Source organism: Streptomyces sp. NPDC050504 (assembly GCF_044458065.1).
Taxonomy (GTDB): Bacteria; Actinomycetota; Actinomycetes; order Streptomycetales; family Streptomycetaceae; genus Streptomyces.
This window is the reverse complement of sequence record NZ_JBITHO010000001.1, coordinates 348,886-364,336: the sequence shown is the minus strand read 5'-3', so window position 1 is coordinate 364,336 and position 15,451 is coordinate 348,886. Positions and strand designations below refer to the sequence as shown.

13 protein-coding genes are annotated in these 15,451 nt (G+C 73.6%); 5 read left to right on the top strand and 8 right to left on the bottom strand.

The annotated features are described in order from the left end of the window. Positions 1-58 precede the first annotated feature (58 nt). Entirely contained in the window at positions 59-1,819 is a 1,761-nt protein-coding gene (locus ACIBNE_RS01580; RefSeq protein ID WP_399268296.1) for an AMP-dependent synthetase/ligase, read from the bottom strand. A gap of 126 nt (positions 1,820-1,945) precedes the next feature. On the opposite strand from ACIBNE_RS01580, the gene ACIBNE_RS01575 reads away from it, so the two are divergent. Further along, positions 1,946-2,758, top strand: coding sequence for a MerR family transcriptional regulator (locus tag ACIBNE_RS01575; protein WP_399268293.1), 813 nt, complete (start codon positions 1,946-1,948; stop codon positions 2,756-2,758). 200 nt (positions 2,759-2,958) lie between these two features. Here the strand turns inward: ACIBNE_RS01575 and ACIBNE_RS01570 are convergent, their stop codons facing one another. From ACIBNE_RS01570 to ACIBNE_RS01555, 4 genes are read right to left on the bottom strand one after another with little or no spacing between them, the layout of a single operon-like run. Then, positions 2,959-5,145 (bottom strand): 3-hydroxyacyl-CoA dehydrogenase NAD-binding domain-containing protein, encoded by a 2,187-nt coding sequence (locus tag ACIBNE_RS01570; RefSeq protein WP_399268291.1) that lies wholly within the window; start codon positions 5,143-5,145, stop codon positions 2,959-2,961. 41 nt (positions 5,146-5,186) lie between these two features. After that, the gene (locus ACIBNE_RS01565; RefSeq protein WP_399268289.1) at positions 5,187-6,401 is read right to left on the bottom strand and encodes an acetyl-CoA C-acetyltransferase; all 1,215 of its coding nucleotides are present in this window, start codon (positions 6,399-6,401) and stop codon (positions 5,187-5,189) included. A 55-nt stretch (positions 6,402-6,456) separates the two neighbouring features. Continuing rightward, on the bottom strand, positions 6,457-7,599 hold the full coding sequence (locus tag ACIBNE_RS01560; protein ID WP_399268286.1) for an acyl-CoA dehydrogenase family protein: 1,143 nt from the start codon (positions 7,597-7,599) through the stop codon (positions 6,457-6,459). Positions 7,600-7,612: 13 nt separating this feature from the next. Then, entirely contained in the window at positions 7,613-8,815 is a 1,203-nt protein-coding gene (locus ACIBNE_RS01555) for a CaiB/BaiF CoA transferase family protein (RefSeq protein ID WP_399268284.1), read from the bottom strand. 159 nt (positions 8,816-8,974) lie between these two features. Between ACIBNE_RS01555 and ACIBNE_RS01550 the strand changes: the two genes are divergently transcribed. Then, complete coding sequence (locus ACIBNE_RS01550) at positions 8,975-10,159, top strand: saccharopine dehydrogenase family protein (protein WP_399268282.1); 1,185 nt, start codon at positions 8,975-8,977, stop codon at positions 10,157-10,159. A gap of 52 nt (positions 10,160-10,211) precedes the next feature. Here ACIBNE_RS01550 and mmpA read toward each other — a convergent pair whose 3' ends face one another. Both mmpA and ACIBNE_RS01540 read right to left on the bottom strand, forming a co-directional pair. After that, positions 10,212-10,328, bottom strand: a complete 117-nt coding sequence (mmpA, locus tag ACIBNE_RS01545; RefSeq protein WP_399268280.1) for a morphogenic membrane protein MmpA — start codon at positions 10,326-10,328, stop codon at positions 10,212-10,214. A 61-nt stretch (positions 10,329-10,389) separates the two neighbouring features. After that, positions 10,390-11,133, bottom strand: coding sequence for an endonuclease V (locus ACIBNE_RS01540; protein WP_399268278.1), 744 nt, complete (start codon positions 11,131-11,133; stop codon positions 10,390-10,392). A 43-nt stretch (positions 11,134-11,176) separates the two neighbouring features. On the opposite strand from ACIBNE_RS01540, the gene ACIBNE_RS01535 reads away from it, so the two are divergent. Then, a complete protein-coding gene (locus ACIBNE_RS01535; protein WP_399268276.1) occupies positions 11,177-11,473 on the top strand; it encodes a YciI family protein in 297 nt (98 codons plus the stop codon). Positions 11,474-11,734: 261 nt separating this feature from the next. On the opposite strand, the gene ACIBNE_RS01530 is transcribed toward ACIBNE_RS01535, so the two are convergent. Further along, positions 11,735-12,844, bottom strand: coding sequence for a YCF48-related protein (locus ACIBNE_RS01530; protein ID WP_399268274.1), 1,110 nt, complete (start codon positions 12,842-12,844; stop codon positions 11,735-11,737). Positions 12,845-13,023: 179 nt separating this feature from the next. Between ACIBNE_RS01530 and ACIBNE_RS01525 the strand changes: the two genes are divergently transcribed. Beyond that, the gene (locus ACIBNE_RS01525; protein ID WP_399268272.1) at positions 13,024-13,440 is read left to right on the top strand and encodes an SsgA family sporulation/cell division regulator; all 417 of its coding nucleotides are present in this window, start codon (positions 13,024-13,026) and stop codon (positions 13,438-13,440) included. 278 nt (positions 13,441-13,718) lie between these two features. Continuing rightward, complete coding sequence (locus ACIBNE_RS01520; protein WP_399268270.1) at positions 13,719-15,362, top strand: ABC-F family ATP-binding cassette domain-containing protein; 1,644 nt, start codon at positions 13,719-13,721, stop codon at positions 15,360-15,362. Positions 15,363-15,451: the final 89 nt, after the last annotated feature.

The following is a 15,451-nucleotide window of genomic DNA, read 5'->3' as shown; positions in this document are numbered from 1 at the left end:
GCGGGGTGCGGGGTGCGGGGTTCCGCCGCGCGGGCGGAACCCCGCCCCGCGCCCCGGGCTACCGCTCCCCGTACAGCTCCGCGAGCTGTGCCGCGTACCGCTCCGCGATCACCCGTCTGCGCAGCTTCAGCGAAGGCGTCAGCTCCCCGGACTCCGGCGTCCACTCGTCCCCGAGCACCCGCCACCGCTTCACCCGCTCCGTGCGGTTCAGCCGGGCGTTCGCCGCCGCGACCGCCCGCCCCACCTCGTCCCGCAGCGCGTCCGGGCCCGCCCCCCGCGCCGCGGCCTCCGGATCGAGGACCAGCAGCGCCACCAGGTACGACCGTCCGTCGCCGTGCACGAACGCCTGGCCGATCAAGGGGTGCTCCTTGAGCGTGTTCTCGACCAGCGCGGGCGAGACGTTCTTCCCCGTGGAGGTGACGATCAGCTCCTTCTTCCGGTCGGTCACCCACAGGAACCCGTCCTCGTCGACCCGCCCGACGTCCCCCGTGGCGAACCACCCCTCCGCGTCCAGCACCGGCTCGACGCGCCCGTCCGCGCCCGCGTAGCCCGAGAAGACGGTCTCGCCGCGCACCAGGACCTCCCCGTCCTCGGCGGTCCGCACCTCGATCCCGTCCAGCGGGCGCCCCACCGACCCCAGCCGGAATCCGCTCGTGAGGCTGTTGGCCGTGCACACTCCGGTCGTCTCCGTCAGCCCCCACGCATCCATGATCACGATCCCGAACCCGGCCCAGAACCGCACCACCTCGATCGGCATCGGCGCCGCCGCGCTCGCCGTCCAGACGAGCCGGTCGAAGCCCGCGAGGGCCAGGAGCGGGTCGATGACCCGCTCCTTGACGCGCCGGTACTCCGCGTCGAGCCCCGGGGGCGGCGCCTCGCCCCGCTCGCGGTGCGCGACGTGCTCGCGCGCCGTCTCCCCCGCCGCCGCCACGGCCTCCCGCCGCTCGGGCGGCAGCAGTTCCAGCGCCGCCCGCACGGACGCGGTCAGCTTCTCCCAGACCCGGGGCACCCCGAAGAACTGCACGGGGCGCAGCTCCCGCACCGCTTCCGCGACGACCGCGGGGTCCGCGCAGAGCCGGACGTGCGAGGCGCGGAAGACCGGGAGGTAGATGCCGAGCATGCGCTCCGCGATGTGCGCGAAGGGCAGGTAGCAGACGTGCTGTACGTGCTCGGGGAGGTCGACCGCCCGGTCCAGGGCGAGGGCGTTGGCGACGACCATGCGGTGGGTGATCGGGACGGCCTTCGGCTCGCCCGTGGTGCCCGAGGTGTAGAGGACGGTGAGGACGTCGTCCGCCCGTACCTCGCGCCGCGCCTTCTCGAACGCCTCGCCGTCGTACAGCCGGGCCCCGGTGGCGTGCAGGGAGCCGTACGTGCGGTGCGGTCCCGCCTCCGCCGCCTCGACGACCACCTGCTTCTCCACGAGCGGAGCGAACAGCGCGGCCTCCCTCGCCCCCTCGACGACCGCGAACCGGGCGCGGCTGTGCCGGGCGATGTGCGCGACCTGCTCGGCGGACGCCGTGCCGTACACGGTGACGGGCACGGCCCCGATGTGCACGAGGGCGAGGTCGGTGAGCCAGTGCTCGGGGCGGTTGCCCATCATGAGCAGGACGCGCTCGCCCCGTACGACTCCGAGCGCGGTGTACGCGGCGGCCAGCACGGCGGTCTTGCGGCGGACGTCCCGCCAGGTGAGCGTGGACCAGCCGGTCCCCTCCCGCCAGGAGAGCGCGGGCAGCCCCGGATGGTCGTCCGCGTTGCGCAGGAGCAGGTCGGGGAGGGTGAGTCCGGCCGGTTCAGCGGGTAGTCGCAGGGTCGTGGTCATGACCGCCTCCGGGCGTCATCGACGGAGCATCTGCAGGATCGGGCGGACGACGCTTTCACAGCAGTGGTGAGACAGCAATACTGTTGCATCGAGTTGCGTCGGCCGGACGGGAAGCGAGACAGAGCCATGGCGACGGAGAGCGCGGGATCCGGGGAGCCGGTGGGCGCGGTGGAGGCGGTGGGCGGGACGGAGGCAGTGGGCGGGGCGGAGTCGACGGGCGGGGCGGAGCCGACCCTCACCGTCGACGAGTTGGCCGCGCGCGCCGGGGTGACCGTGCGCACCATCCGCTTCTACTCCACCAAGGGCCTGCTGCCGCCTCCGGTGATCGGCCCGCGCCGGGTCGGCCACTACGGCCCCGAGCACCTGTCGCGGCTCGCCCTCATCGAGGAGCTCCAGCGCCAGGGCATGACGCTCGCCGCGATCGAACGGTACCTGGAGCAGCTGCCCGCCGACCTGAGCGCCCACGACCTCGCGATCCACCGCGCGCTGGTGGCGACCTGGGCCCCCGACTCCGCGGAGGAGACCACGACGGCCGAGCTGGAGCGGCGGGCGGGGCGGGCTCTGTCGGAGCTGGATCTGGACCGGCTGACGGCGATGGGGGTGGTGCGGCGGGTGGAGGAGCGCCCCGGGGTCCTCCAGGTCGACCCCGGGCTGCTGCGGCTGGGGGTCCAGCTCCTCGACGTGCCGATCGCGCACGAGACGATCCTCGCGGCGCGGACGGTGCTCCTCGAACACACGCGCTCGGCGGCGCACGAGCTGACGCGGCTGTTCCGGGACGAGGTGTGGAACCCGTACCGGGAGCGGGAGGAGGATCCCGAGCACGTGGCGGCGATGCGGTCGCTGTCGGCGCACATGCAGCCGCTGGTGGTGCAGGCACTGGTGACCGCGTTCCAGCGGTCGCTGCGGGAGGAGCTGCGCGGCGCGTTCGACACGGGGTGAGGGGGCGCGGGGGCAGGTGCGGGCCGGGGGGCGGGCCGCTGCGCGGGGCGGTCCCCTACCCGCCCCTTCCCGAAACCCTCCGAGGGCCCTGCGGGACAGTGGGCACGTTACGCGTGTGCCCCACCCTCGCGCAGTTCCCCGCGCCCCTAAAAGGGGCGCGGGTGGGGACCGCCCGCCGCAGGCGAAACCGCCCCTGCGGGCTACGCCGGCCCGTACCGTTCGCCCTTCTCCGCCTTCTCCACCAGTGACGCGGGCGGCAGGAACCTCTCCCCGTACCGCTCCGCGAGCTCCCGCGCACGCGCGACGAAGCCCGGCAGCCCGCCCTCGTACCCGTTCATGTACTGCATCACGCCACCCGTCCACGCCGGGAAGCCGATGCCCATGATCGAGCCGATGTTCGCGTCGGCGACCGACGTCAGGACGCCCTCGTCGAAGCAGCGGACCGTGTCGAGGGCCTCCGAGAAGAGCATCCGCTCCTTCATGTCGTCGAAGGGGACGTCGGACGCCCCGTCGGCGCCGCCGCTCCCGAAGTGCTCGCGCAGCCCCGGCCACAGCCGCCCACGCTTCCCGCTCTCGTCGTACTCGTAGAAGCCCGCGCCACCGCTGCGCCCCGGGCGGCCGAACTCGTCGACCATGCGGTCGATCACCGCGTCCGACGGGTGGCCTGGCCACACCCCGCCCGCCTCCTCCACCGCGCGCCTGGTCTCGTTGCGGATCTTGCGGGGCAGCGTCAGCGTCAGCTCGTCCATCAGCGAGAGCACCTTCGCGGGGTAGCCCGCCTGGGCCGCCGCCTGCTCGACGGACGCGGGCTCGATGCCCTCGCCCACCATCGCGACGCCCTCGTTGATGAACTGGCCGATGACGCGCGAGGTGAAGAAGCCGCGCGAGTCGTTGACGACGATCGGGGTCTTCTTGATCTGGCGCACCAGGTCGAAGGCGCGGGCCAGCGCCTCGTCACCGGTCCGCCCGCCCTTGATGATCTCGACCAGCGGCATCTTGTCGACGGGCGAGAAGAAGTGCAGGCCGATGAAGTCGACGGGCCGGGCGACGCCCTCCGCGAGCTGGGTGATGGGCAGCGTGGAGGTGTTGGAGCAGAGCAGCGCGTCGGGCGCCACGACGTCCTGGACCTCCTGGAACACCTTGTGCTTGAGCGCGGTGTCCTCGAAGACCGCCTCGATCACCGCGTCGCACCCGGCGAGGTCGGCGACCTCGGCGGTCGGCGTGATCAGGGCGAGCAGCGCGTCCGCCTTCTCCCGGGTCGTACGGCCCCGGGAGACGGCCTTGGCGCAGAGCTTCTCGCTGTACTCCTTGCCCTTGGCCGCCGCCTCGGGCGTGACGTCCTTCAGGACGACCTCGATGCCCGCCTTCGCGCAGGAGTAGGCGATGCCCGCGCCCATCATTCCGGCGCCCAGCACCGCGGCCCTGCGCACGGGGCGCGGCTCGATGCCCTGCGGGCGGCTGGCGCCGGAGTTGACGGCCTGGAGGTCGAAGAAGAACGCCTGGATCATGTTCTTCGCGGTCTGGCCGGTGACCAGCTCGGTGAAGTAGCGGGCCTCGATGGTCAGCGCGGTCTCGAAGTCGACCTGGGAGCCCTCGACGGCCGCCGCGAGGATGTTGCGCGGGGCGGGGTAGGGCGCGCCGTTCAGCTGCTTCTTGAGGTTCGCGGGGAAGGCCGGGAGGTTGGCGGCGAACTTCGGGTTCGCCGGGGTGCCGCCCGGGATGCGGTAGCCGGGGACGTCCCAGGGCTGCTGCGACTCGGGGTGGGCGTCGATGAAGGCGCGGGCCTTGGCCAGCATCTCGTCGGGGGTGGCGGCCAGCTCGTGGACGAGGCCGTTGTCCAGCGCGCGCTTCGGGGTGTACTGGGTGCCCTGGAGCAGCACCTTGAGCAGCGCGTCGGCGATGCCCATGAGCCGTACGGTACGGGTGACGCCGCCGCCCGCGGGCAGCAGGCCGAGCGTCACCTCGGGCAGGCCGATCTTGGAGCCGGGCGCGTCGAGCGCGACGCGGTGGTGCGCGGCGAGCGCGATCTCGTAGCCGCCGCCCAGCGCGGCGCCGTTGATCGCGGCGACGACCGGCTTGCCGAGGGTCTCGATGCGGCGCAGGGAGCGCTTGATGGCGGTGCCGGCCTCGAACGCCTCGCGGGCGTTCTCGGGGCCGACCTTCATCATGTCCTTGAGGTCGCCGCCCGCGAAGAAGGTCTTCTTCGCCGAGGTGTAGACGATGCCGCGGATCGAGTCCCTCTCGGCCTCGGCGCGGTCGGCGATCGCCGCGATGGAGTCCTTGAAGGCCTGGTTCATGGTGTTCGCGGACTGGTCGGGGTCGTCCAGGACGAGGGTGACGATCCCGGTCTCGTCCTGTTCCCAGCGGATGGTGGTGCTCTCGCTCATGTGGCTGCTTCTCCGTTACGGGTGGTGAGTACGCGGGAGGGTCAGACGCGTTCGACGACGGTGGCGATGCCCATGCCGCCGCCGACGCAGAGCGTGGCGAGGCCGTACCGCTTGTCCTGGCGCTCCAGCTCGTCGACGAGCGTGCCGAGGATCATCGCGCCGGTGGCGCCGAGCGGGTGGCCGAGCGCGATGGCGCCGCCGTTGACGTTGACCTTGTCCAGCGAGATGCCCATGTCCTTGACGAAGCGCAGCACGACGGCGGCGAACGCCTCGTTGATCTCGACCAGGTCGATGTCGTCGATGGTGAGCCCGGCCCTGGCGAGCGCCTTGCGGGTGGCGGGCGCGGGCCCGGTGAGCATGATCAGCGGATCGGACCCGGAGACGGCGGCGGAGACGATCCGGGCGCGCGGCGTCAGCCCGTACCGCTCCCCCACCTCCTTGGAGCCGATGGCGACGAGCGAGGCGCCGTCGACGATGCCGGAGGAGTTGCCCGCGTGGTGGACGTGGTCGATCCGCTCGATCCAGTGGTACTTCTGGAGCGCGACGGCGTCGAAGCCGCCGAGGTCGCCGATGTCCGCGAAGGACGGCTTGAGCCGGGCGAGCGAGTCGGCGGTGGTGCCGGGGCGCATGTGCTCGTCGTGGTCGAGGACGGTGAGCCCGCTGCGGTCCCTGACGGGGACCACCGAGCGGTCGAAGCGGCCGTCCTTCCAGGCGGCGGCGGCGCGCTCCTGGGACAGTGCCGCGTACTCGTCGACGTCCCGGCGGCTGAAGCCCTCGATGGTGGCGATGAGGTCGGCGCCGATGCCCTGCGGGGCGAAGTCGGTGTCCCAGTTGGTCATCGGGTCGGCGAACCAGGCGCCGCCGTCCGAGGCCATCGGCACGCGCGACATGGACTCCACGCCGCCCGCGAGGACCAGGTCCTCCCAGCCGGAGCGGACCTTCATGGCGGCCATGTTGACGGCTTCGAGGCCGGAGGCGCAGAAGCGGTTCTCCTGGACGCCCGCGACGGTGTCGGGCAGTCCGGCGGCGATCGCCGCGATGCGGGCGATGTCCGAGCCCTGGTCGCCGACGGGGCCGACGACGCCGAGCACGATGTCGTCGATGGCGGCCGGGTCGAGTCCGGGGAAGCGGGCCCTGATCTCGTGGATCAGGCCGACGACCAGGTCGATGGGCTTGGTGCCGTGCAGGGCGCCGTTGGCCTTGCCGCGTCCGCGCGGGGTGCGGATCGCGTCGTACACGTACGCTTCGGTGCTCACGGAGAGGCCTTTCACGGAAAAGAGGGTGTGGGCGGTCGGCTGGGAGGGCGGGAGGTCAGCTCAGCAGGGAACGGCCGATGATCTCCTTCATGATCTCGGTCGTACCGCCGTAGATGGTCTGGATGCGGCCGTCCGTGAACGCCTTCGCGACGCGGTACTCCGTCATGTAGCCGTATCCGCCGTGCAGCTGGAGGCAGCGGTCGGCGACGCGCTTCTGGAGTTCGGTGGCCCACCACTTGGCCATGGAGGCGTGGACGGCGTCCAGTTCCCCGTTCGCGTGGTCGACGATGCAGCGGTCCAGGAAGGCGCGGGTGACGGCGCACTCGGTGGCCATCTCGGCGATCTCAAACCTGATGTGCTGGAGCTTGGCGAGCGGCCTGCCGAACGCCTCGCGCTCCTTCACGTACCGGGTGGTGATCTCCAGCAGGTGCTCGGCCGCGGCGATCGCGGCGACCGCGATGCCCATCCGCTCCTGCGCGAGGTTGGTCATGAGGTGGACGAAGGCGCCGTTGAGCTCGCCGAGCAGGTTCTCCTTGGGGACGCGCACGTCGTGGAAGAACAGCTCGGCCGTGTCCTGGGCCTTCTGGCCGATCTTGTCGAGGTTGCGGCCCCGCTCGAAGCCGGGCGTGCCGCGCTCGACGACCAGCAGCGACAGGCCGTGCGCGCCGCCCTCGGGGGTGGTCTGGGCGACGACGATCACCAGGTCGGCGAGGATGCCGTTGGAGATGAAGGTCTTGGAGCCGTTGAGGACCCAGTGGTCTCCCCGGTCCTCGGCACGGGTCTTGACGCCCTGGAGGTCGGAGCCCGCGCCCGGCTCGGTCATGGCGATGGCGGTGATCTTCTCGCCGGTGCAGAAGCCGGGCAGCCAGCGGCGCTTCTGCTCGTCGGTGGCGAGCGAGGTGAGGTACGGGCCGATGATGTCGTTGTGCAGCCCGACCGCGAGGCCGGACGCCCCGGCGCGGGTGAACTCCTCGGCGAGTACGGCGCTGTAGCGGAAGTCGGGGTTGCCGCCGCCCCCGTACTCCTCGTCGACGGCGAGCCCGAGCAGCCCCTGCCGGCCCGCGGCGAGCCAGGCGTCGCGGCTGACGATGCCGTCCTTCTCCCACTGTTCGTGGTGGGGCAGCACCTCCTTGGCGAGGAAGGTGCGGACGGTCTCGCGGAACGCCTCGTGGTCGGCGGTGTAGATCTGCCGCTTCAACTCCGGTTCTCCTTCACTGGTCGGGGTGGTCGGGCTGGCCGGGCTGATCGGTCTCGTCGGGTCCGTCGGCCGGGACGAGGGCGGGCACGTCCCAGTCGCGGGCGACCGCGGCCGTGTCGGCGCCCGGCACCGCGGGCGGCCCGTGCACGGCGCCGGGCGTCGCGGAGAACCGGGGCGCGGGCGCGGGCTGGGTGATGCCGCCGTGGTCGACGAAGGTGCCGCGGGCCTTGAGGTGCGGGTGCTCGGGGGCCTCGCGCAGCGACAGGACGGGGGCGACGCAGGCGTCGGAGCCCTCGAAGAGCGCGGTCCACTCCTCCCTCGTACGGGTCTTGAAGCGCGCGGCCACGGTGGCGCGCAGCTCCCCCCAGCGCGCGAGGTCGCCCCGGTCGGGCACCTCGTCCCGCACGCCGAGCAGGTCGACGAACTCCGCGTAGAACTGCGGTTCGAGGGCGCCGACCGCCATGTGCCGCCCGTCGGCGGTCTCGTACGTGCCGTAGAAGGGGCAGCCGCCGTCCAGGAGGTTGGCGCCGCGCCGGTCCTGCCAGCCGCCGGCCGCGACCATGCCGTGGATCATCGTGGCGAGGTGCGCGGCGCCGTCCACGATCGCCGCGTCCACGACCTGCCCCGTCCCGCCCGCGCCCCGGGCGTGCTGGAGCGCGGCGAGCACCCCGACGACGAGGTAGAGCGAGCCGCCCGCGTAGTCGCCGACCAGGTTGGCGGGGACGGTGGGCGGCTCGTCGGGCCTGCCGATCATGCCGAGGGTGCCGGTGACGGCGATGTACGCGATGTCGTGCCCGGCGCGCCGGGCCAGCGGCCCCTCCTGGCCCCAGCCCGTCATCCGCCCGTAGACGAGCTTCGGGTTGCGGGCCAGGCACGCCTCGGGGCCGACGCCCAGGCGCTCGGCGACGCCCGGCCGGTACCCCTCGATCAGCACGTCGGCGCGCTCGACGAGGTCGAGGACCGTTCCGGGACCCGCGGGGGCCTTGAGGTCGACGACCACGGAGCGTTTGCCCCGGTTGGTGAGGTCGTGCGCGGGGTCGACGCCGAGCCCCGCGCCGCCCGGTCTGTCGACGCGCACGACGTCGGCCCCGAGGTCCGCGAGGAGCATGGCGGCGAACGGTCCGGGGCCGATGCCCGCCAGCTCCACCACGCGCACTCCGGCGAGCGGCCCCCTGCCGTGCCCACCCGGCCCCGCCGGACCCGCGATGCCTGTCATCAAGCCCCCAGCGATGTGACACAACTGATGTAACATCAGTGATGCTAAGAACGTGTTCCACTCCGCACAAGCCCTCCGGGCGAGCAAGCGCTTGGTTCCCGGCAAGGATCCGCTAGCCTCTGCGCTCGACAGTGGCGCGACTCACCCGGCGGAGGCCCCGTGAACCAGTCGGACCGGCACAGCGGGGCGGACCGCCCTTACGACATCGTCCTGTTCGGCGCGACCGGGTTCGTCGGGAGGCTGACCGCCGAATACCTCGCGGCCCACGCCCCCGACGGCTGCCGCTGGGCGCTGGCCGGACGCAGCCGCACCAGGCTGGAGGCGCTGCGGGCGGAGCTCGGCAGCCCCGACGCCGCGGTCCTGACGGCCGACTCGGGCGATGGCCAGGCACTGCGCGGGCTGGCGCGGTCCACCAGGATCCTGGTGACGACGGTGGGCCCCTACCTCCAGCACGGCGATCCGCTGGTCGCGGCGTGCGCGGACGCGGGCACCGACTACCTCGACCTGTCGGGCGAGCCGGAGTTCGCCGACCGCTCCTACCTGCGGCACGACGCGCGGGCGCGCGAGACCGGCGCCAGGCTGCTGCACGCGTGCGGCTTCGACGCGGTCCCGCACGACCTCGGCGCGTACTACACCGTCCGGCAGCTGCCCGAGGGCGTGCCGCTGCGCGTGGACGGCTTCGTCCGCACCAACGCCGCCTTCTCCGGCGGCACGTTCGCGTCCGCGCTGGGCGCCATGGCGCGCGGCCCGCAGATGGTGCGCGCGGCGCGCGAGCGGCGGCTGCACGAGCCGCGCAGGCCGGGCCGCAGGGCCCGCGCCCCGCTCGGCGCGCCCCGCTTCAGCGGCGAGACCGGCACGTGGGCGCTGCCGCTGCCGACGATCGACGCGCAGGTCGTGGCGCGCTCGGCGGCGGCGCTCGACCGCTACGGCCCCGACTTCCGCTACCGCCACTACGCGTCGGTCAAGCGGCTCCCGATGGCGCTCGGCGGGGTGGCAGCGGTCGCGGCGGGCCTCGCCGTCGCCCAGGTGCCGCAGGCCAGGAAGTGGCTCACCGCGCGCTACGAGCCGGGCACGGGCCCCGACGCGCAGCGGCGCGCGAAGAGCTGGTTCACGGTGCGCTTCGTCGGCGAGGGCGGCGGACGGCGGGTCTTCACCGAGGTGACGGGCGGCGACCCGGGGTACGGCGAGACGGCGAAGATCCTCGCGGAGGCGGCGCTCTGCCTGGCGTACGACGAACTGCCGAAGACGGCGGGCCAGGTGACGACGGCCGCCGCGATGGGCGACGCGCTGCTGGAGCGGCTGCGCGCGGCGGGAATCGTGTTCCGCACGGCGGCGGTGCGCTGAGGGGCGCGGGGCGGTTCCGCCCGGGGCGGGCGGCCGTGGCGGGCGGCCGGGGTCAGCTGCCGGTCGCCCAGGCCGTCAGGGTGTAGAGCATCCCGCCGACCCAGGCGACGCCGAGCAGCACGGCGAGGAGGAGGACGGCGGCCATGGGCGTGCTCGTGTTCGAGTTCATACGACCACCGTGCCGATCATGATCGCCCGGCGGTATCCGTACGGATACTCACTTCTCGTACTCAGACGCCCGCTTCGGGCCCGGGTTCGGACACAGGCCCGCGCGCTTCGGCCAGGGCCCGGCGGCAGAGCGAGTCGGCCCTGCGGGTGGTCTCGGGGATGCGGTAGTCGGGCGCGAGGGCCAGCACGTGGGCGCAGGCGTTGTCGAGGCCGACGCGGTGCCCGACGGAGACGAACACCGGCTTCACGCCGCCGCGCGTGCGCAGCGCCCGCCCCACCTCGTCCGCGCCGTCGAGCAGCGGCGCCGCGTCCCCCCTGCGGGGGCCCGGCTGTTCGTACGTGAAGGTGAAGGGGTTCTTGGCGACGCCGATCACGGGCAGTCCTGTCAGCACGCCCAGGTGGCTGGCGAGCCCGAAGCGGCGCGGGTGCGCCCGCCCGTAGCCGTCGCAGACGACGAGCCCCGGATCGGCGGTCAGCCCGCCGAGCGCGGCCAGCGCGGTCGGCACCTCGCGGAAGGCGAGGAGCCCGGGGACGTACGGGAAGGAGACCCGGCCGACGGCGGTGGCCTCCTCGACCACTTCGAGCGTCGCGGCGTCGAGGACGACGGCCGCGGCGGCGACGAGGTCGCGCTCGTCGTCGTACGCGACGTCCACGCCGGTCACGTGACCGGCCCCGGGGAGCGGTCCCGTCTCGTCGAGCACGACGCGGGCGCGCAGCGCGTCCTGCACGGCGCGGGCCTCGGCCTCGGTGGCGGGGGCCTCGAAGGACGGGAGCGTCGGCGGCGCCTGGGGCGTTGGTGTTGTCATGGTGCCGACCACCTTAGAGCGGGGCGCCGGTAGCCTGGCGATCATGTTCGTACTCGAATTGACCTACACCGGCCCCGTCGAGCGCGTCGACGAGCTGCTGGACGCCCATGTGACCTGGCTCGACGCGCAGTACGAGGCGGGCGTCTTCATCGCGTCGGGCCGCAAGAACCCGCGGGACGGCGGCATCATCCTGGCGGTCGGCGAGCGGGCGCGGATCGAGGAGGTCGTGGCCGGGGACCCGTTCACGGTGGCGGGCGTGTGCGCGTACCGGGTCACGGAGTTCTACGCGACGAAGACCGCGGAGGAACTGGCGCGGTACCGGGACGTGCTGCCGGGGTAGCCCGGGGGCGTACGGAAGACCGCGCCCACGCGGCGGAGCCGCACGTCGCACAGCCCCGCGCCCCCGAAAGGGGCGCGGGGAACCGCGCGGGAGCGGGGCACACGCCCACCCGCCCCCGGAGGGTTTCGGGATGGACGGGGTCCCCCTCCTCGAACGAAGCCGAGAGCTCGGGGAGGGGGAGCGGACCGGCCCGCCGCAGGCGAAGAGGCGCCCGCCCCGGGCGCGGGGACCCGTGCCGCACGCGCCCGCCCCGCAGCCCGGTCACCCGCGCGCCACGCGCCCCTTCTCGCCGGAGGCCCAGCACGCGCCGTCCCACGTGCAGTCGACCGTGTCGTACGACCCCGTGTCGACGGTCCGCCAGCTGCGCCCGCCGTCCAGCGTGAGGTCCGTCCCCGTCGGCCCCACGGCCAGCGCCGCGGACCGCCCCCACGGCAGCCACGCCACCCCCGACCGGTACGCGGGCGGCGGCGTCGCCGCGCCCCGCCAGCTGCGCCCGCCGTCGCGCGTGACGGCGGCCGCCTTCGGCGACGCCTGGTCCGCCCGGTAGTCGCCGCCCACCGCGATCCCGGTCCGCCGGTCGCGGAAGGCCAGCCCGAAGACGCCCCGCGCCGAGTCGCCCGCCGGGATCGTGGTGTCCGTGACGGACCACGTCAGCCCCCGGTCCGCCGAGTGCAGCACCCGCCCGCGCGCGCCGCCGCCGGTGGCCAGCCACACGTCGCGCGGCCCCGAGCTGACCAGGCACTGTCCGCTCGCGGCGAACCCGGCCTCGCCCGGCAGCGCGTCCGGCATGCCCGCGCTCGGCAGGACGCGCCAGCTCCGGCCGCCGTCCCGGGTGGACAGGATGCGGTACTTCCCGTCGACCGGGTCGCTCATCGCGAGGCCGTGCCTGCTGTCGAAGAAGGTGATGCAGTCGTAGAAGGCGCGCGCGTCGGTGTTCCGGAAGGATTCGCTCCAGGTCGCCCCGCCGTCCTCGGTGCGCAGCACCCGGGACGCCTCGCCCTCCCCGATGGCCAGCACCACGGCCCGCCGCCCGTCGAACGCCTCGACGTCCCGGAACTCAAGGCCATCGGCCGCGGCCCCGGGCGGCGACACGTTCCGCCAGCTGCGCCCGCCGTCGGCCGTGCGCAGCACCGTGCCCTTGGAGCCCGCCACCCAGGCGACCTCGCGGTTCACGGCGGCGAGCCCCCGGAACCGCGCGTCGGTGCCGGTGTCGGTCAGCTGCCACCCGCCTCCGCGGAGCGCCTCGCCCCCGGCGTCCGCGCCGAAGGCGCCCGCCCCCGCGCCCTGCGCCGGCACCGCCGTCGCGGCGACCACCGCCGCCCCGCACAACCCCACCGTGACCATCCGTCGCACAAACCCCAAGCTCGTCATGGCGCTGGAAGCTAGCCCCACCAACCCGGCCCCGTCCAGGGCCCGGACCTCCGCCGTTCACCGGCGCGACCGCCGGGTGACGTAGCTCACGCGCCCCGTGGATGCACGCTTCGGGCCGCTTCTCCGTCTTTCCGGGTGCCGGGGGAAGGCGTTGTCGAACCGGAAGAGGGAGCGGGTCTTTGTCCACCGTCATCGAGCAGGCCGTGCAGGCCCGGATGGTCTCGTCCGTGCCGCAGATGGAAACCGTCCCCGCCACGTTGCGGTACGACCGCGACGACCCGTTCGCCGTGCGCATGGCCTTTCCGCCGCCGGCGACGCTGGAGGGCACCGAGGTGTCGTGGGCGTTCTCCCGCGAGCTGCTGGCCGAGGGCATCGAGGCGCCCGCGGGCCTCGGGGACGTACGCGTACGGCCCTACGGCTACGACCGCACGGTCCTGGAGTTCCACGCCCACGAGGGCGTCGCCATGGTCCACGTCCGCACCGCCGAGCTGCGCCGCTTCCTCAAGCGGGCGCAGGGCCTGGTCCCGGCCGGACACGAGCACCGCCACCTCGGCATCGACGAGAACCTGGCGGCGCTGCTCCGCGACGCGTACTGACCCTCCGCGCCCGCCCCTCACCACCGCCACCGCCACCGCGTCGGACAAATCACGTTGACCCGCGCCCACGGCGTTCCGTACGGTGTTCGACGTCCTGTTGTCGTCGATCGGAGACGGACGTTGCTCGTCTGAGGTCCTGAGACACCGTGCCGCACGGCCTTCGGCCGCGCGTTCCGTGTGTGACCTCGGCGTTCACTGCCGTCCTCTCCCGACCGGGATTCCGCGTCCGGTGTCTCTCCACGTTGCCCCCTCTTCCCTCCGCGCAACAGGAGACCGCCATGTCATCCACCGTCCCCGGACACCTCACCAGCACCGCCCTCTCCTTCTCCTGGCCCGACGGCACCGAGGTCTTCCACGACTTCCGGTTCGCCTTCGGCCAGGGCCGTACCGGCCTCGTCGGCGTCAACGGCTCCGGCAAGTCGACGCTGCTCAAGCTCATGGCCGGACAGCTCACGCCCACGTCCGGCAAGGTCACGGCCACCGGCGGGATCGGCCACCTCCCGCAGAACGTCGTGCTCGACACCTCGCTCCGGGTCGACCAGGCCCTCGGCATCGCCACCAGGCGGGCGGCCCTGCACGCCATCGAGGCGGGCGACGCGAGCGAGGAGAACTTCACCGCGATCGGCGACGACTGGGACGTCGAGGAGCGGGCCCGCGCCACCCTCGCCCAGCTCGGACTCGACGGCATCGGCCTCGACCGCACCATCGGCGAGGTGTCGGGCGGCGAGTCGGTGCTGCTGCGGCTCGCCGCGCTGCTGCTGGCCCGGCCCGACGTGCTGCTGCTCGACGAGCCGACCAACAACCTCGACCTGTACGCGCGCACCCGGCTGTACGCGGCGGTCGCGGCCTGGCCCGGGACGCTGGTCGTGGTCAGCCACGACCGCGAACTGCTCGACCTGATGGACCGGACCGCCGACCTGCACGACGGCGAACTGCACTGGTACGGCGGCAACTTCACCGCGTACGAGGAGGCGCTCGCCGTGGAGCAGGAGGCCGCGGAGCGCATGGTGCGGGCCGCCGAGGCCGATGTGCACCGGCAGAAGCGGGAACTCGCCGAGGCCAGGCTGAAGATCGCGCAGCGCAAGCGGCAGGGCCAGAAGGTACAGGACAGCGGGAGCCTGCCGAAGATCCTCGTGGGTGCCCGCAAGCGGTCCGCCCAGGTGTCGGCGGGCAAGCTGCGCACGCTGCACGAGGACCGGCTCGCGGAGGCGAAGGAGCGGCTGAACGAGGCGGCGGACGCGGTGCGCGACGACGCCGAGGTGCGGATCGAGCTGCCGCACACCAGGGTCCACCCGGGCCGCGAGGTGCTGCGCCTCACGGACCTGGAGCTGCTCCACGGGGCGCGGGTCGACGGCACGTTCGAGGTGCGCGGTCCCGAGCGGATCGCGCTGGTGGGGCGCAACGGCGCGGGCAAGTCGACGCTCCTGCGCACCCTGGCGGGCGAGATCGAGCCGGCGGCGGGCGAGGCCGGGGCGCAGGTGCCCCTGCGCTTCCTGCCGCAGCGCCTCGACCTGCTCGACGAGACCCTGAGCGTGGTGGACAACGTGGCGCGGTTCGCGCCCGGCGCGACCAACAACCACATCAGGGCCAGGCTCGCGCGCTTCCTCTTCCGGGGGGCCCGCGCGGACCAGCTCGTGGGGACGCTCTCGGGCGGCGAGCGGCTGCGCGCTGCGCTCGCCGCGCTGATGCTGGCACAGCCCGCTCCCCAGCTCCTGCTGCTCGACGAACCGACGAACAACCTGGACATCGCGTCGGTGCGGAAGCTGACGGCGGCCCTGGAGGCGTACGAGGGGGCGCTGGTCGTGGTCAGCCACGACCTGCCGTTCCTGGAGTCGATCGGGATCACCCGCTGGGTGCTGCTCGACGGGGAGCTGCGGGACACCTCGGCGGACGAGGTGCGCGCGGGGCTGCCCGCGCGGTGAGGCCGGCCCCGGACACGACGGGACGGGACGCGACGGGCCGCGACGGAAATACCGACAAGAGGTGTCCGGTATCCCTCCTAGCGTGCCCG